Below are 22552 nucleotides of genomic sequence, written 5' to 3'. Positions count from 1 at the left end.
GAATATCAGTTGATTAAAATTTAGACATACCTGATGTGCTTATTTATAAATAGGTATAAGCCACGATTGAATAGTTGCCGATAAAGCTATAGTCATTGATAGGTAGAGTTTAGTGGAGCGTTGTTTTTCTATATTAAGGCACGGGGTAAGCTTATTTGACTGGACAGGTTGATCCCGAATAGAGCCAAGAATGGAGTAATAACGTAGATACAATTGAGTACGCCCTTTATGAGACGATTTAACTTTCTTGGGAAGATCACGAAATTCCTAGGAATTAACATACCTTTTGTTGTCTTTGTCCTGTTGTTTGTCGGGATGTTTGGTCATGCGAATGCTCAGAACTTATTATCTATCGATAATTCTGAGGGATATAAATACGAGGTTTTTATATCAGGCGATATACAAGGTGATCTGTTAAGTCTTACTGAGGAATCTTCCCGCTTGGAACAGCTTAAGGACAAGCTCCCTTCCAGTTTGGCGGCACTCAAGCGCAGGGTAGCGGAAGACAGTGAGGGGTTTGATAAGGTTCTGCGCTCTGAAGGTTACTACGATAACAACATCTCTTATGAGGTTGATGATAGTCAAAGGCCCATCAGCGTCGCTTTTGACATTAAGACAGGTCCTCAATTCCACCTCAATACATTCAGTATTGTATTCAAATCCGGAAAGCAGATTCCCCCGGCATTAAACAATGCTAACATTGGAATCTCAGTGGGTGTTGTTGCCCGCTCGGAAGCTATTGTCGAAGCGAAAAACCAGGCAATTGTAATTCTGGCTGATCATGGGTATCCGGATGCGAAACTGGCTGATCAGGAAGCCATCGTTGATTTTGCGACACAAAAAATGGATGTCACGCTTGTTCTTGACGAAGGTCCGAGACTGGTTGTGGGGAATTTGGAATTCGAAGGTTTGAATGAAGTTGATGCAAACTATTTGCAGAAACTGGGACAGTGGAAAGCTGGTATTCTTTACAACGCCAAAATCATAGATGAACTGCGGCGTAAATACCTGCGGACTGGTTTGTTCGAAGCTGTCCGGATGAAGCCTCTGGATACAAGTAATGCGGCCCGTGATGGCACCTATGTGACTCCCATAACCTTTGTATTTGTCGAGCGAGAGCATAAATCGGTTGGCCTTGGGGCCAGCTTCTCAACAAGTGAAGGGGCTGGAACGCAGTTTTTCTGGGAAAACAGAAATACCTTTGGGCAAGGCGAAAAGCTGAGGGCAGATTTAACCGTTGCCGAGATCCGTCAGCAACTAAAACTGGGGTTTAACAAGCCAAATTATCTCAGAAATAACCAGAGCTTTAATGCCAATACAAATATCAAGCATGAAGATACAGATGCCTACGAAGAAAATTCTGTTAGTGCTTTTGTTGGTATAGATCGTAAGTGGGGTAAGAATTGGACTGTTGGTGGTGGTCTTGAGCTCGAATTATCCGAAATTGAAGATGAAGACGATACAGAATCCTTTGCCTTTGCGAGTATTCCTCTTAGTGCGCGATACGATTCAACAAATGATCTGCTGGATCCAACAACAGGTTTTCGCTTTGGCGTGACAGCAACGCCCTATTATGGATTAACGGCTGCTTCTCCGGAATTCTTCAAGACCGAAATTGATGGATCGACCTATTATTCAATTCTTGATGATGACAGGTTGGTTTTTGCGACCCGTGGTAAAATCGGTCTCTTGGCTGGGGATAGTGCCAGGGACATACCTGCGACCAAGCGATTTTATGCCGGGGGTGGCGGGTCAATTCGGGGGTATGAGCATCAAACTGTTGGCCCGCTTAATTCAAGCGATGACCCCATAGGTGGACGGTCTCTTGTCGAATTTGGTGCAGAAGCCCGGGTGCGTGTAACTGAAGACATTGGCCTGGTTCCTTTTATTGAGGGTGGCAATGTTTATGACAGTGCGGTTCCTGATTTCTCTGAGAACTTTCAATGGGGTGCGGGCCTTGGGCTTCGGTATTACACAGCCATTGGCCCGATCCGACTTGATGTGGCTGTTCCGTTGAACCGACGCGAAGAGATTGATGATGCCTGGCAGTTCTACGTCAGTATAGGGCAGGCCTTCTAAGATGAAGATCAGTCCAAACTGTAAATGGGCCTAAAATGAAAGTAGGCAAAGGTAAAATTCTCGCCGGGATCATTTGTGCGCCACTGGCTCTCATTCTGCTTTTGCTTCTCGGTAGTTATATTTATCTACAAACCGATAGTGGACAGACGACGCTATTGGCACAGGTTGAAGCCGCTGTTAATGCCCCCGATGATTTGAGCATTAATCTGCAACAGCTTGAAGGTAATGTCTTTTCCAGTGCTCGACTTGGTAAAATTATCCTAAGTGATGCTAAAGGGGACTGGCTTGAAGCAACGGATCTGGCTCTGGATTGGTCACCACAGGATTTATTGTTTGGTCAGTTAAAAATAAACCAAATCTCTCTTGCTTCTCTGGTTGTGAAGCGTAACCCAGACTTGCCTCCCTCGTCGGAAGAGACACAAAGCACAATATCCCCCCTACCTTTACCTATAGATATAAGTCTTGGTCAGCTTGATGTTGCAAAGATTGAGCTTGCCGAGAGTATATTGGGGCGAGAGGCTTTGTTGGCACTGTCGATGAAGTTTTCTGCGCGGGATGAATCAGGCATTCTCAGCACCTTCAATATTGACCAGTTGGATGCTCATCAGGGATCTGTCAGCGCCAGGGTCAATTACCAACCTGTTGCAGATACTCTGTCAATTGATGCACAGCTTACAGAACCACAGGGCGGGTTGATTGCACGGGCATTGGATCTCCCCGGTTATCCTGAAGTTAGTCTAACTGTTACAGGGCGAGGACCCTTGGTTGACTGGCAGGGGCAACTCAAAGCTAACGCAGGGGAATTGTTTGAAACAGATCTGACCCTTTCTAGTCAGGGTCAGGATACGATCACCTTTGATCTTTCTGGTGCAACAGAGTTTTCAGATAAACTGACGACTTCCCTGCCTTTGTTGGATAACAAGCCGATTGACCTGGCATCGACGGTTTTCTGGAACAGAGAAGATGATCTGATCACGCTGTCATCATTGGATATTACCAATACAAACCTGAGTGTTTCTGTTGGCGGTAAGGTGGATCTGGACAACGAGACAGTTGATATCTCAGCCAGTACCTCCTTATTGCAGGTTGATGCTTTAAATCAGTTGATTGCACCGGCCTTGCTAGGGCGTGGGACTGTTGATCTTGATGTCGCTGGTGATTTTCAGTCGATGAATATCACGACAACATTCCAGGCAGGAGGCATAAAGCTTAATCAGGACGAGAAGTCTGATGCGCTAGCGCAGAATGCTTTAAGTATCGGGGATATCATCGGGAGTATCAGTTCTGATCTCAATTTGGCGACGCTGGAAATGATTCCCGTTAATGCCTCTGCAGCTCTCACAGAAGTTAGCGGACTTCCTCCAGAGGCAGAGAAGGTGCTGGGGCGTAACTTGCGCCTTGAGCTTGAGAGTCACTACGTCGTTGAAAGCGGGTTGTTAAATATCCCGATGTTGCGTGCACGCGGGGCGTTTTTTAGCGCTGATGTCAGGGCGGCCATGGCAACCCGTGAGAATACGGCAAGTTCAAAGATTGCAATCATTCTGGATGATCTTTCCCAAATCGCCCCAATAAAGGGCAAGCTTGTCACTGAGTTAAGCGTGCAGAGTCTGGATATTGCCAAGCAGTTGAGCGGTGACATTGGGGTTACAGTTCATGACCTTGATGTGGGCAATCCTGACCTTCAAGAGTTAATAAGTACTGATCCAGCCTTGCATGCCAACATCAATTTGGACAATGCGATACTTAATATATCGAACATCGCTCTTTCTCTTCCGGTGGCACAAATCGCAGGGTCAGCTAAACTTCCTGCCACCTTTGAAAGCCTTGTGGCTGATATAAATGTTGAGGCTCCGGACCTTTCGCGTTTCAGTAAAGTTGCCGGGCTTGCTCTATCGGGATCTGCAAACTTTGAAACAACACTTAGCGGCGAGGTGGCAGACCCAGAGGCAGAAGGAAAGGTGACGCTATCTGCTTTAAATCTAAATCAGAATACAATCGGTAATTTGGCGACAACCTTTAGTGCGAAGACGTTGGCGAGTGGAGCAAGTGGTGTTGTTGAGTCTGAGCTTCGCGGTGGAATTCTGCCTCTTGATTTGGTATTTGGATTTTCCCTACCAGATTATGGGCAGCTGGAAGTCGCCGATATTCTGTTACAGACGGGGCAGAATAATATTTCGGGCACAGCAACAGTACCCTTTGATGGTACACCGCTTATCGCTGATATCCGGGGGGATTTACGCGATATTGCTCCTCTTGGGGCCGCCTTTGGGGTTGATGTCGCTGGTGCCGTATCTAGCAATGCAGTCCTAAGCAAAAAAGATGGGGCACAACATCTTGCTCTGGATTTGAAGGCAAGGAATCTTTCACCAGATTCAGGGAACACGGTTATCAGAGATCTGGACATAGCGGCCACATCACAGGGTGATTTCAGTGATCCCGTGTTGGCAATGACCGCCAATCTATCCGACATTTCAGTGCAGGACCGTCTTATTGAACAGGTACGTTTAGACCTGCAAGGTGGTTTATCTAATGCTGATTTTACCTTTGCCCTGAACAGTTCAACAGCACCGGCTGTTACCCTAGGGGGTGCTGGAAATTTAGCGCTTCCTGTGGCGGGAAAAACAACACAGACGCGTTTTGAGTTATCTCAACTGGATGGAACGGTTGCAGAAAAGGCTCTTGTTTTGCACCAAGCTCTTGTGGTGCTTCAGGGACAGGACAAAACCAGTGTTAATCCCTTTGAACTTGCATTTGATCGGGGGGTGATTTCCGGCTCTGGGGAGCTGACAAACTCCGGTGCTGATGCAAAAGTAGAGATCAAAACCTTTCCCGTTGATTTGATCAATTTGGTTGCTCCTGATCTGGAAATCAAAGGGATGTTGGCAGGAAAAGCAAACTTGTCTCTTCGTCCTGAAAAGGCAGAGGGAAACCTTTTGTTAAAGGCTGAAAACATTAGGTTTTCAAACGATCCGAATACAACAATACCTCCTTTGCAAACGACATTATCTGGAACGTTACGCAATAATCGGTTTGATTTTCAAAGCGATGTAACAGGGCTAGAGCAATCGACAATTCAGGCCAAAGGCTCGGTGCCTTTTCAGGTTGGCTTTTCACCTTTGTCTGTCCCGGTGCCTGAGAATCAAGCTTTGACGGGGGATCTTTTAATCGACAGTGAGATTGAGAGTTTGTGGGCAATTTTGGCGTTGGACACACAGGAAATGCGTGGAAAACTCCACAGTGATTTTCAGGTTTCCGGGACTGTCGTGAACCCGCAGTTGGTTGGCACAGCAACTCTGCGCGAAGGTCGCTATGAAAATATCGAATTGGGCACACTGCTTAAAAACATCACACTTGATGCCGGGTTGGAAAATAGTCAGTTGCTGCGATTAAATCTTCAGGCAAATGATAATAAACAGGGAACTTTGAAATCTGAAGGTACTGTTCGCTTTGAAAATTTAAGCAACCCACTGGTTGATTTGGCTATTCAACTCGATAATCTTGCCGCCCTCGATCAGGATCAAATAGCCGTACAGACCGATGGTAATATCGCCATCAAGGGATCACCGGTTAGCATGATGGTGTCGGGTGATATCACGACCCGGGAAACCAATATTAATATCGGCAGTGCTGTTGCCCCTAGCGTCGTAGAGCTGGAGGTAACTGAAATAAATCGTCCCCATCGCCCGGGCCAGCCGACTTCGGGGGATGTGATGGCTGAGAAGGAAAAACCACCTTCAAAAATTTCACTGGATTTGTTGCTCGACATGCCGCGTAAGGTTTTCATTCGCGGACGGGGACTTGATTCGGAATGGGAAGGTAGATTCACCATCAAGGGACTTGCCAATGCACCAGTGATTGAGGGGTATCTGAGTCCAGTAAGAGGGCAGTTTTCCTTTGCAGGTAAAAACTTCAAATTGCGACAGGGTAAGATAGCATTGTTGGGTGGTACGCAGATTGATCCAGAACTTAACCTGTCTGCAATCTACGAAGCGGATAACGTGACGGCTATTGTATCTATCCAAGGAACAGCATCCAACCCGAAGATCAGTTTCTCTTCACCTGATGGCCTGCCCGAGGATGAGGTCCTTTCTCAGGTATTGTTTGGTAAGGCTTCGGGTAAACTTTCTGCGGTGGAGGCTCTTCAACTTGCATCGGCCATAGCGTCTTTGTCGGGCAAAATAGATTCTGGCGGCGGTGTTCTTGGCTTCGCACGGGATACCTTGGGGGTAGATGTTCTTACCGCAGGAACCAATTCCGATACGGGATCGCCAGAAGTCAGTGCCGGAAAATATATCACCGATAATATCTATATCGGTGTTGATCAGGGGGCTTCAGCGGATAGCACTAAAGCAAAGGTTCAAATTGATCTGACACCCAACATCACACTTGAGAGTGAGACCGGACAGACGGCAGATAGCAAGGTCGGCGTCTTCTGGAAGTGGGATTACTGATTAATTTTCATTCTCTGAATATTTATCAAAATCAGTATTTGAAACTCACAGGTCAAATTGCCGCAAATAACTGCTCGTTGTCGGTTATCTTTTGGCAAAGGCTTTAATCCCTCTTATATAAGAATGAGCAAGTCTGGTGCTATCTGGATTATCTTTGTTCTGATTGTACTTATCTTAAAAAAAGATCCTGAATATAAATGGCTCAAAATAATATGGCTCAAAAAGATCTAACCGTTGAAGTTCTTGTCGTTGGTGGTGGCCTGGTTGGCCTGACGTTGGGTGTTGCTCTTGCTGGCGCAGGAATGGATGTTGCCGTTGTTGATCGTGAAGAACCTTCTGCTCAAAAAGCTACACCTTTTGATGGACGTTCATCTGCCATTGCGTTGGGGTCTCAGCGGGTTTTTGATCAGGTTGGTCTGTGGGATGGTATGACATGGGCGGCGGAAGCTATTCGCTATATCGAGATTACCGATGGTCAGATTGACCGGGGGCCGTCGCCGCTTTCCATGTCTTATGATTTTAGTGAAGTCGGTGATATGCCGATGGGATGGATTGTGGAAAATCGGGCCATCAGACTTTCGACACATGCCAAGGCTGCTGAACTTGAAAACCTGTATCATCTGGCGCCGCATAGCTTGCAGGAACTGGAAAGAGATAAACGTGGCGTTGTTGCCTTTCTGGATGATGGCACAAAGATCAAAGCGCGCTTGGTAATTGGCGCAGACGGACGTGGTTCTCAGCTACGTAAAAATGCCGGGATTAAGGTATCAGGGACGGATTATCATCAAAACGGTATCGTTTGCACCGTGGTACATGAAAAGCCCCATAACGGCGTTGCTTTTGAACATTTCTTGCCTTCCGGTCCCTTTGCGCTTTTACCGTTACCTGATAGCGAAGAGGGTGTACATCGCTCTTCATTGGTTTGGTCAGAAAAAAGAGACCTTGTTGATGGTTATATGGCCATGAGCAATGAAGATTTTGCCAATGAGCTTCATCGTCGATTTGGCGAAAGTCTCGGGGCCTTTACCGTGACAGATATGCGCTGGTCCTATCCTTTGAGCTCATTACATGCCGAACGCTACACAGATACCCGCCTTGCCCTTGTGGGGGATGCTGCTCATGGTATGCACCCGATTGCAGGGCAGGGATTGAATCTTGGTTTGCGGGATGTTGCTGCATTGGCACAGGTTGTTGTCGATGCCCGAAGAGTAGGGCTTGATGTTGGATCAGTCCAGGTTCTGGAAGATTATGCCAAGTGGCGCCGTTTTGATAACGTGCTCTTGCTGGGTGCCATGGATGGTCTTGTAAAACTGTTTTCCAATGATCTGGCGCCAGTAAGGGTGGCACGTGATCTTGGCTTGGCGACCGTTGACAAAATTCCACCCGTAAAACGTTTTTTCATGAAACATGCCATGGGAATTGTCGGGGATCTCCCCCGGTTGATGCAGGGTGAGAAACTATAAATCCTTGAGGGTCTAGATCAAGATATTCGGTCATAAGGCAAATCAGTCGAACCAGAAAACTGACAAGAAGAACTCTCTGGACTAATGACATAAAATCGCCAGAGTTGGTTGTTATCTTTATGCTAATATTTGAGAATATAATGTGATATCTCACAAAAATGTTGAGTATATATCTTGGCATAGACTGGCCTAGCTTGGGATGGGATGAGTAGAAGTTGTTTTGCGTTGGAGAGATATCAGTGTCTTTCATGAAAGACGAAATTAAATGGCCCAAAAGTGTCTTTGCTGGCCTGTTTTTATTTGCCGTTGGCTTGATGCCTATAAGCAAAGTTCAGGCGGCGGGGGATTCCGTTATTGCCCAAGGCGGAAATGGGGAGGTTTTTTTTGCGGCTTTACCCGATCAATGGCAGGCTTTGCCCAGAAATACCCAAGCCCAATCAACAACCGCAGAATGGCTGCCGCCCGGGCAGGACGTCAATAACTGGAAGGATATGATTACGGTTCAGGTTTTCCCGGGTTGGGCTGATGGTGATGTTACCAGTTTTCTGGATGAACTGGCGGCAATTTATAAACAAAATTGCGAGGTTAGTGGTGCAACACCGCCCCTGAAAGATCAGGTTAACGGCTTTCCGACAGGCTTCCGGCTGATCAACTGTACCCGTGATTTAACTCGTAATACAGGAGAAGTGGCTCTCTTTCGGGCGACGGTTGGCCAGAATGCTTTGTATTTAATTCAGCATGTTTTTCGCGTGCCTGAATTTGAAATCGGGGCACAACCTGTCACAAATGAGGCAATGAAGCAGGCTTTCGAAGGAATCCGGACGGGTTGGGCATGTAATAAAAATTCTAAGAAACACCCTTGTCCACCAAGTTGGCAAAGCTCTTTATCCAAACTGGATGGGAAACCGTCCGTTGTTGTGATCAAGGCCCAAAACTAACAAAACAAATAAAACGAATTGAACGTGATGCGCCGATCTAAAAAACGTGATCACCTTGTTGATGTGGCACTCGGGCTTTTTTATACCCAAGGATTTCATGCGACTGGTGTTGAACAGATTGTTTCCGAAGCTGGTGTGGCCCGCATGACGCTCTACAAACACTTCCCTTCCAAAGATGATCTGATTCTTGCCGCTCTCGAACGACGCGATGAACAGATCAGGCAATGGTTATTAGAGTACATGGAGGCACAAGGTGAGCCAAAGAACCAGCTGCTGGCTATGTATGATGCTTTGGAATTATGGTTTAACGATCAGGCTTTCCCCAAGCACCGTTTTTCGGGATGCATGTTTATTAATGCAGTCGCTGAGTTTTCTGATTTCAGGCATAAGGTCCATGAGGCTGCAGCTCGCCATAAGGCTATCTTAACCAAAGAGATAACAGGATTTGTTGCAAAGGCTGGTTTTGCCAACCCAGATGAACTCGCTGCAGAACTCATGCTTCTGAAAGAAGGTGCTATCGTGACAGCGCAGGTGAGCGGTGACAAGAAGGCTGCCAGACGAGCTAAAAAAATAGCGGTTAAACTGTTGGCAGAAAAGTAATTTTCATACTTTTAAGGATCTCTGGAAAGGCCCCGTTTTTCCATTTCGTCCAAGTATGCTTGCCAGATTGTTTCTTGCTCTGTTGCCAGCTTATAGAGGTATTGCCACGAGTAGATTCCCGTATCGTGTAAATCATCAAAGGTTAGTTTGACGGCATAGTTTCCAACGGGCTCAATTGCAATAATGCCGACCATACGTCGCCCGGAAAGGACCTGCTTCTGGCTTGGATGATGACCTTGTACTTCTGCTGAGGGGCTTTCTATCCGAAGGTATTCCGCTGGTAGGGCAAAGGTTTTTTTATTTTCAAACGTTATATGGAGTGCGCGTTCTTCTGACTTGTATTTCAGATCGGTCGGCCAGTGTTCAGTGTGAAAATCTTGCGCGTTATCTTCTTCAATTGACTCGGTCATTGATGATCTATCCAGAACCTGTTGGCTTAATCGATTTGTCTGGCTTCGTCGGTAAGCATAACAGGAATACCATCACGAATAGGGTAAGCGAGCTTTGCCTGATGTGAAATTAGCTCTTGCTTCTGTGCGTCATACTCCAGTGGTCCTTTGGTTTCTGGGCATACAAGTATTTCGAGTAATTTTCTGTCGACGCGTGGTTCGCTGCTCATAATCTTATCCATTGTGCGCTGATCTATCGTGTAATCAGTACGGTTTATTGTTTGGCAAAGTTCTGGTTACTTTGGTGAACGGCCATATCCATGATTGTTTCCATGATATCGGCACGTTGTACCAAAGTTGAAGCTTCTAATATTGCTTGCTTTTCTGCGGATGAAAAGGGGCAAATCATTGCAAGAGTATTTACCAGACGATGATTGTTTGTGTGCTCTATTGCTTTCCAGTCGGCATCAATATTGTTGAGGTCAAAGTAGTTCCGCAAACACGACAAAAGTCGGGTACGATCCAAATCTTCTGACTCGGTATTTTCCAGATCGGGTCGGTAAGGATTATAGTCTGGAATAACACGTCTATAACCAAATTCTGCGGGTGTCTCCTCGGCAACGTTATAGCGGATCAAACCTTGAAGAGAGATGAGGTAGCGTCCGTCATCGGTCTCCATGAAAGATGTGATTCTGCCAAGGCACCCGATTTTGTAGAGCGATACATCGTCATCATCCAGAGTATCCTGATCTATGGCACCTTTATCTAGAATACCGTGGGCTGATTTGTTGTTTGGTTGAATCATCCCGATACAGCGACTTTGTCCCAATGCATGATCAATCATCGTGAGATAACGTGGTTCAAAAATATTAAGCGGAAGCGTTCCCCCGGGAAGTAATAGTGCGCCTTCCAATGGGAAAACTGGAAGTTCGTTCGGGAGTTCGTTAAACTTTGGATCGAAGATACCACCGGTCATAGCATGCCTTTGAAGACTGTATTTATGAAGACTGTATTTGTAGGGTAACTCACCGTAATCTTTTTGCTTGGTTTGTAATCACACAATGGCGGTTTTTAGCTAAAGAGCAGCGATGATAATTTACCACGTGCTTTCATTGTCATGGGGTCCATCATGCCCCAGGCTTCAAAAAATTTCAAAAGTTGAATACGCGCGGCATCATCATTCCACTCACGATCGTGCTTGATTATGTATAACAGGTGGTCAGCAGCCTCTTCGTGGTTGCCTTCTGCCTGCAGTGCTAATGCTAGATCAAATCTTGATTGATTATCGGTCTGATCGTTCTCAACTTTGTTTTTGAGCGCAACAACTTCTTCGTTATCAAGGCTTTGGCCAGCGAGCTCGAGTTTAGTCACGATAGCTGAAAATTCGGGCTTTGTTTTAACGTCATCTGGTAATTGATCAAACAGCGCCTGCGCTTCTTCTGCCATGTTAGCACTAATCTGGCATTCAAGCATACCAATAAGCGCAGGTTCGTTGTCAGGTACGTGTTCCAGGATTTGGCTATAGATAGACATGGCTGCCATATCGTCTTGGTTTTCCCGTGCCATTGCGGCTTGTTCAAGCGCATCTGCAATAGGATCGCCCTTAACGCCGCCGGTTTTCTGGATCACAGTATCAATGAACTTGGTGATTTCACTGGGGGGAAGAGCACCGTTAAAACCGTCAACAGGCTGGCCTTGAAAAAAAGCATAAACCATTGGTACGGATTGCACGCGTAGTTGTGACGCCAACATTTGATTTTCATCGATGTTGACTTTAACGAGCTTTACAGCGCCTTTAGCAGCCATAATAGCCTGTTCGATGGCAGGCATCATTTGTTTACATGGCCCACACCATGGCGCCCAGAAATCAACAAGAACAGGCTGGTTCATAGAAGCTTCAATGACGTCTTTGGCAAAATCTTGCTGATTAGTATCTTTGATCAGATCAGCTTGTGGTGCTGGTGTGTTGCCGATGAGTTCTTCCATAGTTCAATATCCGAGCTTTTAAGATTTACGATCCTAGACTTGGGCTTTAATCAGGGGCCTCAATCCAGGAAAATTTGTTTTCTACCTGACAAGATGATGCTGAATAACCTCAACTGCAAGGGGTCAAGTCAGGTCCTGCACGAGTTGTGTTAAATTATCCATATCCAGCTCTTCTGGTGGGTGGTTAATTGCTGTTAGAAACTGCACCAGATCTGTTGGTGTAATTGATGTGGTCATCGTATTTGTTAGGGGGTGGGAATTAATTGGTGATTGTTTCATCATTTGTGAATCGAGAATCACTTTTACGGCATTATCTTTATCGTTGATCGCGGTAAAGGGAGAAACAGATCCGGGGGTGATGCCAAGAAATTCCATTAGACGATCTGCACTGCCAAAAGAAAGCTTCCCTGCGGTTAGGGCCTTCCCGAGTAATTTCATGTCGATTTTTCTGTCTTCAAGACAGACAAGAAGCCACATCTGCCCCTTTTTATTACGTAGGAAGAGGTTCTTTGTGTGAGCGCCAGGGATGTTGCTGCAATGTTCTTTGGATTCTTCTACGGTATAAACGGCGGGATGGGTAATCGTTGTGGTTTCGATTCCAAGTGTATCAAGTTTTTTAAAGAGATCATCAGGGGTGCAAGGGGTGTTGTTGGTCATATTTTTCGCCTGCGTCTTTATGCAAATTTTGTTTAGAATTAAGGGTATGCCTCGTTTTTTTTGTCTTTGAAACCAGAAAGAACCAACAAGGATTATTTTTTTGCGAAAAAAGCCCTTGCAAAGTCAAACTTCGTGGCGTAAATACCCCTCCATCAACACAGAGACGCGGGCGTAGCTCAGTGGTAGAGCATCTCGTTGCCAACGAGAATGTCGTGAGTTCGAATCTCATCGCCCGCTCCAGTGTTGAATGAAAAAAACCCGGCTTTGGTCGGGTTTTTTCGTTTGAAAGTAAATATTTATGCAAGCCAAGTTGAAATAGATCTATCAGTATAACGGCTTATATTTTGATTGTTCTACGCTCTATTTCACGCTCAGAAGATATTCAGCTCGCTGCCGTAGAAATTTCAACAGCGCTTGGTAATTCCTTCATTCTATCTGATTAATTGACCTTTACCTGAATACCTGTTTCCAAGCTCCAAAGAGACAGATTAGGCATATGTTTACTGAGGATTGCCGCGTGTTGACCTTCTTTGATAAGCTCGTTTAAAGCTTTTTGCCATTTGTTGACTTCCGCCAAAGGTGTATTCTTTGAGAAGGCAAGATACATATCTGCTTCATTAAGAACCGCGATGGGCTTTACCTCGGTAAAGCGCAGATTATTTTTTTGCAGGTCAAAAGACATCGTGAGGTCAGAGACCTGAAGAGCAGAGATTCGACCACTAATCAAAAGATCTAATTGTTTGTCGACCTGGTGAATGGGGACCAGATTGTTAAAGGATAATTTTTCCAGCGCTTTATGTACGGCACCTTCGGCTTGTAATCCGATACTGTGTAGAGCTTTTAGGTCTGAAATATTTTGCCCTGAAAAATCAGATGTTTTTCTTATGAATATATAATCACGAACACTGTATAAAGGGCCGACCCAGTTGAATAGGCTTTCTCTTTGTTTTGTACGTGTGATTGAAAATATACCGGTATTGGGGGTGGACAGGGTGGTTCGATACGCTCTTTTCCAAGGAAGAACCTTTGGTTCGCTAACTGTATCTGTTTTTTCCTGCAAGGCACGGACAATATCAGCACCAACACCCTTGAGCTGGTTTTGCTCAAGATAGTTAAAGGGCGGATAATTTTCTGTGAGAAGTTGTAATTCTGAGGCCTTTGCGGGAGAAATGTTTGCTGGGAAAATGCTTAAAAACAGTAATAAGACGATTAAAGAGCGTAACAGTACCATTATATCCTCAGTTCCTACCCCCTCCCGATGATCAATCGAATGACTACTATAGTATGTTTGGTGTTAAAGATAGTTTAAAATGTTTTTAGTTGTCTGGTTCTGATGAACTGGGCAATTCAGGTGAATTTTGATTAGGATACATAGGGGTGTAACCTACAGTGTGTTTCTTTTTTTGTGCTGGCCCTTTTTTGGGGAGCGGGATATAAAATCATCCATTCTGTTTTGCTTGTATTAACTGTTCAAAGAGTTACAGCCTTGGTTAAAAACCTTCTTGGGTATCTTTTATTTTTTCTTTTTCTCGGGCTCTATTCTGCAATGGTTATTTCTATCGGGACAGACTGGTTACCGGATCATCCAGTTGTACATCTTTTATATTATCCCTTTGTTGGGCTTATCTGGATATATCCAGTGATCAAGGTGATGTTCTGGATAAAGCGACGGCGTGAAAGGCAAGAGAGTTAATGTATTTGAACAAATTCTCATGGATTTCAGTATGGTTTTTTACTGCTGTAATTATTGTGGTCCCATATAGTGCCAGATCCTTCGATAATCTCGGCCGTGAAGAAACCCTTGATTTTTGTGTGAGAGAACTAGGGAAACGCATAGGAGCTGAAAATGCCCTCAAGATGGAAGATCACTGTGGATGTGCTGCGGATCTTGCTTTGAAAAGAACACCTGATTCTTTGAAAACGCCTCTGGCGCGGTTAGTGCGCCATCAGGGTTTAAGGCCCGAAGATCGAGCAGCACTCAAGGCTGAATCAGGTAATCTTTTTCTTTACATTGCAATGCTCGACAGTCATTGCCCCAAAATTTTGAGTGATCCACAGCTTCAAAAACTTTTATTGCCATCACAATAAAGCTTGCATTCGGCGATAACTTCACCGGCTTTATTTTCCAGTTTGCTGTGCAAAGAGTCAGGTTTGATTTTTTTCATAAACCATTTGCTAAAAGCCGTGAGCTCAAGGGTATGCACCTCTGCCTCTATTAGAAGACAGTATTGGTCTTTTTCTGCAGAGGCTGATAAGTCAGCGAGCACAGTGTACTCATTGAGGTTCAATTTTTTTTTAACCGTGTCGATTGATAGTGATTTGGCTGAAAAACTCAGTCTGATAAATCGATAGGGGCTAGATAATTCATCGAAATTAGATGTGCTGTATTGCTGGGCCTGAGCTGAAGTATTCATGATCGGATCTCGTATGGCGAAGATTTAAACAAGCAGGCGTCGTGATGGGCGTTGACATTTTCATGCCACCGGTCATTCGCGTGCTCGTATACATTCGCGCAGATATTGCTATGTTTATCCGATACATGCTCATAGAGTTACCTCGTCTCATGTTTTAATGCAAGTCGCAGATGAACAAGTCACAAAGGTGTCATCTTGACTGACGGGGATATAGAGCATTTCCAAGAGTACTTCTGTTGAACTATTGGGTGCTCTTTGCCCTGGTTATCTTTTCCGTTTTTATAAGAAGGGGTAATTGTGGATATTTTGCGATCTGAAAATGTCTCTATAAAAGATTTCCAAATATATACGTCTTGTTTGTTTATTGGTTCTCTTTCTACTATCAGCTTTCGTGTTTGAGTAAATGATTGTGTGATCATGGGGACTTGGGTTGTGATGACTCTGGGCGAATCTGTTTCATTAAATGAAATACTTAAATAACTTTGACCCATGCCAGCAATAGATGATGCCAATGGGCTACTTTTGTTCTCTTTTATTTGGTGGTTTTATAACTTATTTCTTAAACTTATGGGCGAAAAAAATGTGGATAACTTTACTCTTTTGTAAGTATTGAAAAAATATCCTGTAGGCGACGCATTTTTTACTAACAATGGTTCTGAAATAGGTTAACGTGGTTTGTCCTCCACCTTTAAGGGCGGACCTGGGGTGGGGACGTCGAATAGAGCAATAACCTAATAATTAAAAAGCGACAGCGGTCCGAGGAAAGAATAATGGCCATTCATGGCAATAACAGTACATCTGAATGTATTGATAAAGTAGTCGAACTGGTTCACAAAAAAATAAGTGCTGATAAAGCCCAGATGATTGAACAATTTGTGCGCACTTTTTATGAAAACGTCCCGCCGGATGATTTGCGTGGAGAGACAGCAGATAATCTTTTTGGGGCTTCTCTGGCTCTTTGGGGGCAACTACAACAGCGCAAAACCGGGGAAACCAAAATAAAGGTTTATAACCCGCGGCCTGAAGAGCACGGATGGAAATCGTCCCATACCATTATTGAAGTCGTGAATGACGATATGCCATTTCTGGTTGATTCGGTCACGGCAGCGCTGGAGCGTCTGGATGTTGAAGTGCACCTGGTCGTGCATCCAGTCCTTAGTTGCATTCGTGATGCAAAGGGCAAACTCAGCGCCATAAATTCAAACGGCGGCGGTGAAGGTATCCTGACTGAATCTGTGATGCATATACAGATCAGTGAACAGGTTGCCGAAAGTCATACCCAGATTGCGCACGAACTGACCAAGGTTTTTGAAGACGTCAAAGCGTCTGTTGAAGACTGGCAGCCAATGCTTGGCAAGATGAACAACGTGATTAGCGAGTTAAAGAAATCACCGCCTTCTCTGTCCAAAACCGAGATCAGCGAGTCAATTTCTTTCCTGGAATGGATGACCCAGGATAACTTTACCTTTCTTGGTTATCGCGAATACAAGTTTGAAGGCGAAGGTACCAATTCAATTTTGAAGGTGTTGCCGAATTCATTGGGTGTTTTGCGCGATATTGATGTTCATGTTTTTGATGGCCTGAGGGATTTTGGATCTCTGCCTGCAGAAGTGCGGGACTTTATGACCAAGCCTGTTCTATTGCGCATCACAAAGGCGAACCGCCGCTCAACAGTACATCGCGCGGTGCATCTGGATACGATCGGTGTGAAGCGCTTTGATGATAAGGGCAAGGTGATCGGTGAGATCCTTTTCGCGGGTCTTTTGACCTCAACGGCTTATGCTCGCTCACCGAGTGATATTCCACTTCTACGCCATAAAGTGAAGAAAGTGTTGGATAAGTCCGGTTTCAAGTCCGGTAGCCATGATAGCAAAGGACTGGCACATATTCTTGATACCTACCCTCGGGATGAACTGTTTCAGATTTCAAGTGCCGAGCTTTCCACAATCTCTCACGGTATTCTTCATCTTCAGGAACGTCGCCGGATTGCGCTTTTTGTTCGTAAAGATCCTTTTGAACGCTTTGCTTCCTGTCTGACCTATATTCCGCGTGACCGTTTTGATACAGCACTGCGCCGCAAGATTGGAAAGATCCTTTGCGAAGCCTACAATGGGCAGGTTAGTGCATTCTTCACACACTTGTCCGATACTGTCCTTGCACGGGTTCATTTCATCATTAAAACCACACGCGGTCAGGTGCCGGATGTGGATGTTGGTGAATTAGAAGCCCGTATCGCGGAAGCTGGTCGTTCCTGGCAGGATCGTCTTGAACAGGTTTTGATCGAAGATCGTGGTGAGGAACAGGGTATCCGGGCGATGCGTCGTCTTGGTGCTGCTTTTCCGGTGAATTATCAGGAACACTTTAACGAAAACGATGCGGTTTTTGATATCACCCGAGCCGAAGAAGCGCTTGAGGGTGATGGGCTGTCCATGAATCTCTACCGTCCACTTGGGGCAGATCCTGAACAGGTTAGATTTAAGATCTATCTGAGGGATAATCCGGTTCCATTATCTGACGTCTTGCCGATGTTAGAGAATATGGGGTTGAAGGTTCTCAGCGAGATTCCGTATCACTTTAATTCTCTTGAAACCGGCGAAAGCGTGTGGATGCACGATTTCAATATGGTGATTTCAGGGGATCACGAAATTTCTATCTCTCACCTGCGCGAAGGTTTTCATGAGGCATTTGCCTCTGTCTGGCATGGTCAGATGGAAAACGACGGTTTCAATAGACTGGTTCTGGTTGCCGGGCTTAAAGTTCGTGAAGTTACTGTTCTAAGGGCCTATTGCAAATATCTCCTTCAGGCACGTATTCCTTTCTCACAGAGCTATATGGAACAAACTCTGGCTAGTAATCCAGATATCACAAGGCTGCTCGTTGATCTCTTTCTGGTGCGCTTTATGGGCAAAGGCACAGAAAGAGATGAACAGCTAGCGGATGATCTTAATAGCAAGATTAACGAAACACTGGATAATGTCAGTAACCTTGATGAAGATAGAATCATTCGTCGTTTCCGGAATGTCATAGAATGCACGTTGCGCACAAACTTCTTGCAGAAAACGGACGAAGGCGATTTTAAAACCTATCTGTCGTTCAAGCTGAACTCGGAAAAAATCACTGATCTACCGTTACCAAGACCTTATCGCGAGATCTTTGTTTATAGCCCGGATGTTGAGGGTGTGCACCTTCGGTTTGGCCCCGTTGCCCGCGGTGGGTTGCGTTGGTCGGATCGGCGTGAAGATTTCAGAACTGAAATTCTTGGTCTCGTCAAAGCACAGCAGGTCAAAAACTCGGTTATTGTGCCTGTAGGTTCCAAAGGTGGTTTTGTGGTCAAGAATCCGCCGCCAGCTAGCGATGGGCGCGAAGCTTTTATCGATGCAGGTATCGAGTGTTATAAAACCTTTATCCGTGGTTTGCTGGACCTTACAGATAATTTGGTTGCTGGCGAAGTTGTACCGCCTGAAAGATTGATACGTCGCGATGCGGATGATCCTTATCTGGTTGTGGCAGCTGATAAAGGGACGGCAACTTTCTCTGATATCGCAAACGGCGTTTCTGCCGACTATGGTTTCTGGCTGGATGATGCCTTTGCTTCTGGTGGTTCAGCTGGCTATGACCACAAGAAAATGGGTATTACGGCCAAAGGGGCTTGGGAATCCGTTAAACGTCACTTCCGCGAATTGGGTAAGGATATTCAGACCGAACCCTTCACGGCGATTGGTGTTGGCGATATGTCGGGTGATGTGTTCGGGAACGGCATGTTGCTGTCTGATCAGACCAAGCTTGTGGGGGCCTTTAACCATCTGCATATCTTCGTTGATCCTAATCCCGATGTGGCGAAATCTTTTGCGGAACGTCAACGCCTCTTTGATCTGCCGCGTTCATCCTGGACGGATTATAACGAGAAACTGATCTCCAAGGGTGGTGGGATCTTTGATCGCAATGCCAAATCCTTGAAAATTAGCAAAGAGATGAAAGATCTTTTTGATATTACCGAGGACGAGTTGGCGCCCAACGATTTGCTGCGCGCAATGCTGAAATCAACAGCTGAATTACTCTGGTTCGGAGGAATTGGCACCTACGTGAAACATTCCAGCGAAACCAACGGGGATGCTGGTGATCGTGCCAATGATGCCTTGCGTCTCAATGGTAAGGAGCTGCGCTGCAAGGTTGTGGGTGAGGGCGCTAATCTGGGTATGACCCATCGTGCACGTATCGAGTATGCGCAAAATGGTGGGCGTGTGAACGCTGACTTCCTGGATAACTCTGCGGGTGTTGACTGCTCTGACCACGAGGTAAATATCAAAATTCTGCTCGGCGCTGTTGAACAGGATGGTGATATGACCCGTAAACAGCGTGATAAACTGTTGGAATCCATGACCGATGAAGTGGGTGATCTGGTCTTGCGTGACAACTATTTACAAAGTCAGGCCATCTCGGTTACGGCGAATATTGGTGGACGTCTGCTTGACCGTATTGCCCGTTATATGCGGTCTTTGGAAAAGCAGGATCTCCTGAACCGTGCTATCGAGTTCCTTCCCGATGATGAAATGGTGCTCGAGCGTATGAAACAAGGACTTGGTTTTGAGCGACCAGAGCTGGCAACCCTGATGTCCTACAGCAAAATTTCTTTGTATGACGAATTGTTAGGATCAAATCTTCCTGATGATTCCTATATGGAAGATACGCTGATTGACTATTTCCCGACTGCTTTACGGAAAAAGTTTGCCAAGCAGATTGGCGAACATCGCCTGCGTCGTGAAATTATTGCCACAGCCGTGACCAATGACATGATCAACCGCGTCGGGATTACCTTTGTTTATGAGGTAAAGGAAAAAACCGGCATGGCGTCATGCGACATTGCCCGGGCCTATACTATTGCCCGTGAAGTGTTCGATATGAATACGCTGTTCGATATGATTGAAGGGTTGGATAACAAAGCACCTGCCTCGCTTCAGGCAACGCTTTTGGCGGAATGTGGTCGTTTGATAGAACAGGGAACTGTTTGGTTCTTGCGTCATGGGGCTCATCCGCTGGATATCCGTAAAGAGGTTGATTCCTATGCCAAGGAAGTTGGCACCATCGCTGCTCAGCTGGAAAAACTGCTCTCAACCGAGAACAAAGATTTGCTAAAAGCAAATATTGCAGGCTTGAAGGCACAGGGTGTTCCGGCTGATATTGCCAAGCGGATAGCGGGTTTACGTCTTCTGACACCAGCCTGTGATATCGTTCGTCTTGCCCATACGCTTAAAATGCCAGTGGATACCGTTGGCAGCACCTATTTCTCTATCGGAGAACGCTATGGCTTTGATTGGTTGCGCAGTGCCGCCGGTCGTCTGCCAAGTGAATCTGCATGGGATAAACTGGCTGTGACGGCGATTGTTGATGATCTCTATGGTCATCAAGGTGAATTGACATCCCGAGTACTCGAGGCGGCGGGAAAAACCGACCGTGTTGAAGCGGCAATCAAAGAATGGGCTGAATCCAAACGTCCGCTGGTGAACCGGACGGAACAGATTCTCGCGGAGCTGAATGCCGCTGGTAAGCCAGACTACGCCATGCTGGCCGTCGCGAACCGACAGCTCAAAAACATGGTCTCCTCCTAAGGTAACTTTGTTACATCCATTTAGGGGTTAAAGTTAAGGCCAGCTTCGCTTTAGAAGCTGGCCTTTGTTTTATGATTGATATGTATCTTTGATAGATGGAATTACAAAAAAGAAAGTTGATTTAGATACCATCCCTCAGTTTATGCTATTTACCTGAACGACATCCTTATTCAGAAAGCAACTTTTGTCGAAAAGTGTCAGGTCTAGTGGATTAGGAAGTCGAATATCTGAAAGCTCGGGAAGCTGCTTTTGAGAAAGTTCAAATGACCGGTCGATCTGTGAGATAAGTACAAATATCGCGCCAGTTTCTTTGGCATAATCCTTTAGGGATTGAATCTGTGTCAACAGATCGGGGTTAGTTCGCTTTTGATCCAATAGCTGTAGGTAATCAATAACGACAAGCTTGGGTGCAGTACCGGATTTTATTTTCTCGATAATGTAATCAGCACTGATTTCGTCTGATGTATCAATCTCTAGATTGTTATCTGTAATTAGATCGTTTTCGCCAAATGCTTCAATGCGCTCGAGCGCATCTTTTTTGTTATAATCCAAGGTAAAGAAAATGCTTCGGTGGCCTGATTTAACTGTTTCAGCGACCAACTGTAGCCCCATAAGGGTTTTTCCGTGCCCTGGCCGGGCGCCGAGCAGGATCAATTCACCCGGATTCAGCTTTGAAAGCAGCGTGGCGGGATGAAGGTGTGTTGATGCTTTGGCTGAAAGTAAACTCCAGTTAGAAAAGCCTTCTTGTGTTGCGATTTTGTTCAAGGCTTTGTGGAGCGGAATTTCTTGATGACGCGCCAGCAGCTTCGCTTTGTGTTTTAACTGGTATATTGGGGCAGATAATTTCATTCGGAAACCTCCTGTGACGAGCGGCTGATACAATCCCTCCTTATGCATAATGCTCGAACAGTTGGTTCGATGAATTGGTTACCCTGTATGTAGAATACTTTCCCTTCGGAGGGGGGAGGCAGGAGCAACAGCCTATAAAATGAAGATTACTGCGCCAATGATTTAGGTTCAAGTGGGTTATGTTCCGGGAAGTTGAAAAAGCCCTTAAAAAGAAGAAGGTCGGTACAAACCGCACCGACCTTTATCTAAAATCATATACACAGTGAGTGCATAGGATGTATGCCTAGGCGTCTTCTAGAACCACAGCAGTACCGTTTGCGCTGACCATCAGCATAGAACCACCGATTGATTCGTAATCGAGGTCCACACCGATAATGGCATTGGCGCCTGTTTCCTGTGCCTGTTCGATCATGTCATTCATGGCGTGATCCTTGGCACCACGCAGGGCTTTTTCATAGCCGCCAGCACGTCCGCCAAGCACATCGGTGACCTTGGCAAAGAAATCCTTTACGAAGTTAGCGCCGACGATGGCATCACCGCTGACGATACCTTTGTAGGCAACGATACGTTTTCCCTCGATGGAATCAGTTGTGACGATTTGCATGAAAGTTCCCCGTTTTTATAGTGATTTATTGAATTTAACTGCTTGTCTATTCATGCCTTTTCTACACTTTTCTACAAGGGCATGGCAATAATTTGGGTGAAATAAACCTTGAAAGAGAGGGGTTTGGGAATAGCTTTTCCCTGCCTCTGAATCTGTTTGTCTTACCTGATCTGGCTCATTTCCCGATCTGGCTCATTTCATGGAGAGTAAAGTTTTCAACGGCGCCGTCGGTTGCGGCCAGATAGGCGGCTAAGTGCGGAGCGGACATGTGGGTTTGCCACAGTTCGCGGTTTCCCCAGCTTTCAAAAAACATGAAATGAGCAGGGTTGTCATTATCCTGATGCAGATCGTATTGCAGGCAACCTTCCTCGGCACGTGTAATGGGGATCAGCTTTTCCAACTCGGCCCGTACCAGATCAATTTTATCAGATTTGGCATAGATATTGGCAACGATGGTGAGGTTTGTCATGGGTTTTCCGTTTGTCTGGTTTGATGTGTACAGGTGAATTAGTGACG

18 protein-coding genes and 1 tRNA gene are annotated in these 22552 nt (G+C 45.6%); 9 read left to right on the top strand and 10 right to left on the bottom strand.

Features of this window, described 5'->3' with window-relative positions; translation table 11 throughout:
• Positions 1-228: 228 nt before the first annotated feature.
• The 5 genes from WH96_RS10220 to WH96_RS10200 all read left to right on the top strand — a co-directional run bounded on the left by WH96_RS10220 (position 229) and on the right by WH96_RS10200 (position 9531).
• Positions 229-2079 (top strand): autotransporter assembly complex protein TamA, encoded by a 1851-nt coding sequence (locus WH96_RS10220; RefSeq protein WP_047764044.1) that lies wholly within the window; start codon positions 229-231, stop codon positions 2077-2079.
• Positions 2080-2114: 35 nt separating this feature from the next.
• Positions 2115-6530, top strand: a complete 4416-nt coding sequence (locus tag WH96_RS10215) for a translocation/assembly module TamB domain-containing protein (RefSeq protein ID WP_047764043.1) — start codon at positions 2115-2117, stop codon at positions 6528-6530.
• Positions 6531-6727: 197 nt separating this feature from the next.
• A complete protein-coding gene (locus tag WH96_RS10210) occupies positions 6728-7993 on the top strand; it encodes a UbiH/UbiF/VisC/COQ6 family ubiquinone biosynthesis hydroxylase (protein ID WP_245629473.1) in 1266 nt (421 codons plus the stop codon).
• 248 nt (positions 7994-8241) lie between these two features.
• Entirely contained in the window at positions 8242-8931 is a 690-nt protein-coding gene (locus tag WH96_RS10205) for a hypothetical protein (protein ID WP_047764042.1), read from the top strand.
• Positions 8932-8958: 27 nt separating this feature from the next.
• A complete protein-coding gene (locus WH96_RS10200; RefSeq protein ID WP_047764041.1) occupies positions 8959-9531 on the top strand; it encodes a TetR/AcrR family transcriptional regulator in 573 nt (190 codons plus the stop codon).
• 11 nt (positions 9532-9542) lie between these two features.
• Here the strand turns inward: WH96_RS10200 and WH96_RS10195 are convergent, their stop codons facing one another.
• The 5 genes from WH96_RS10195 to WH96_RS10175 form a co-directional block, all read right to left on the bottom strand.
• Positions 9543-9941, bottom strand: a complete 399-nt coding sequence (locus WH96_RS10195; RefSeq protein ID WP_047764040.1) for a gamma-butyrobetaine hydroxylase-like domain-containing protein — start codon at positions 9939-9941, stop codon at positions 9543-9545.
• A 26-nt stretch (positions 9942-9967) separates the two neighbouring features.
• Positions 9968-10150 (bottom strand): Trm112 family protein, encoded by a 183-nt coding sequence (locus WH96_RS10190; protein ID WP_047764039.1) that lies wholly within the window; start codon positions 10148-10150, stop codon positions 9968-9970.
• Between the two features lie 44 nt (positions 10151-10194).
• Positions 10195-10896, bottom strand: coding sequence for an LON peptidase substrate-binding domain-containing protein (locus tag WH96_RS10185; protein WP_047764038.1), 702 nt, complete (start codon positions 10894-10896; stop codon positions 10195-10197).
• Between the two features lie 95 nt (positions 10897-10991).
• Positions 10992-11906, bottom strand: a complete 915-nt coding sequence (locus tag WH96_RS10180; protein WP_047764037.1) for a thioredoxin family protein — start codon at positions 11904-11906, stop codon at positions 10992-10994.
• A gap of 123 nt (positions 11907-12029) precedes the next feature.
• Positions 12030-12563 (bottom strand): prolyl-tRNA synthetase associated domain-containing protein, encoded by a 534-nt coding sequence (locus WH96_RS10175; RefSeq protein WP_047764036.1) that lies wholly within the window; start codon positions 12561-12563, stop codon positions 12030-12032.
• A 165-nt stretch (positions 12564-12728) separates the two neighbouring features.
• Here WH96_RS10175 and WH96_RS10170 point away from each other — a divergent pair.
• Positions 12729-12803, top strand: a tRNA-Gly gene (locus tag WH96_RS10170).
• A gap of 199 nt (positions 12804-13002) precedes the next feature.
• On the opposite strand, the gene WH96_RS10165 is transcribed toward WH96_RS10170, so the two are convergent.
• Positions 13003-13794 carry a substrate-binding periplasmic protein gene (locus WH96_RS10165; RefSeq protein ID WP_047764035.1) on the bottom strand — a complete coding sequence of 264 codons (792 nt, stop codon included), beginning with the start codon at positions 13792-13794 and terminating at the stop codon, positions 13003-13005.
• A gap of 174 nt (positions 13795-13968) precedes the next feature.
• Here WH96_RS10165 and WH96_RS22760 point away from each other — a divergent pair, with 174 nt between their 5' ends.
• Both WH96_RS22760 and WH96_RS10155 read left to right on the top strand, forming a co-directional pair.
• Positions 13969-14256 carry a DUF2842 domain-containing protein gene (locus tag WH96_RS22760; RefSeq protein WP_047764034.1) on the top strand — a complete coding sequence of 96 codons (288 nt, stop codon included), beginning with the start codon at positions 13969-13971 and terminating at the stop codon, positions 14254-14256.
• On the top strand, positions 14256-14651 hold the full coding sequence (locus WH96_RS10155; protein WP_047764033.1) for a hypothetical protein: 396 nt from the start codon (positions 14256-14258) through the stop codon (positions 14649-14651). Before WH96_RS22760 ends, WH96_RS10155 begins: the two co-directional genes overlap by 1 nt.
• Here the strand turns inward: WH96_RS10155 and WH96_RS10150 are convergent.
• A complete protein-coding gene (locus WH96_RS10150; RefSeq protein WP_047764032.1) occupies positions 14624-14977 on the bottom strand; it encodes a hypothetical protein in 354 nt (117 codons plus the stop codon). The genes WH96_RS10155 and WH96_RS10150 overlap by 28 nt on opposite strands.
• A 770-nt stretch (positions 14978-15747) precedes the next feature.
• Between WH96_RS10150 and WH96_RS10145 the strand changes: the two genes are divergently transcribed.
• Positions 15748-20583, top strand: coding sequence for an NAD-glutamate dehydrogenase (locus WH96_RS10145; protein ID WP_047764031.1), 4836 nt, complete (start codon positions 15748-15750; stop codon positions 20581-20583).
• A gap of 135 nt (positions 20584-20718) precedes the next feature.
• On the opposite strand, the gene WH96_RS10140 is transcribed toward WH96_RS10145, so the two are convergent.
• The 3 genes from WH96_RS10140 to WH96_RS10130 form a co-directional block, all read right to left on the bottom strand.
• The gene (locus WH96_RS10140) at positions 20719-21432 is read right to left on the bottom strand and encodes a DNA helicase (protein ID WP_047764030.1); all 714 of its coding nucleotides are present in this window, start codon (positions 21430-21432) and stop codon (positions 20719-20721) included.
• Between the two features lie 283 nt (positions 21433-21715).
• Positions 21716-22036 carry a YbjQ family protein gene (locus WH96_RS10135; RefSeq protein WP_047764029.1) on the bottom strand — a complete coding sequence of 107 codons (321 nt, stop codon included), beginning with the start codon at positions 22034-22036 and terminating at the stop codon, positions 21716-21718.
• A 175-nt stretch (positions 22037-22211) separates the two neighbouring features.
• Positions 22212-22505 (bottom strand): putative quinol monooxygenase, encoded by a 294-nt coding sequence (locus WH96_RS10130; RefSeq protein WP_047764028.1) that lies wholly within the window; start codon positions 22503-22505, stop codon positions 22212-22214.
• Between the last annotated feature and the right edge of the window lie 47 nt (positions 22506-22552).

The sequence above is a fragment of the Kiloniella spongiae genome, from assembly GCF_001026905.1.
GTDB lineage: Bacteria > Pseudomonadota > Alphaproteobacteria > Kiloniellales > Kiloniellaceae > Kiloniella > Kiloniella spongiae.
The sequence above is the reverse complement of the archived record's forward strand: the minus strand, read 5'-3'. Positions and strand labels throughout refer to the sequence as shown.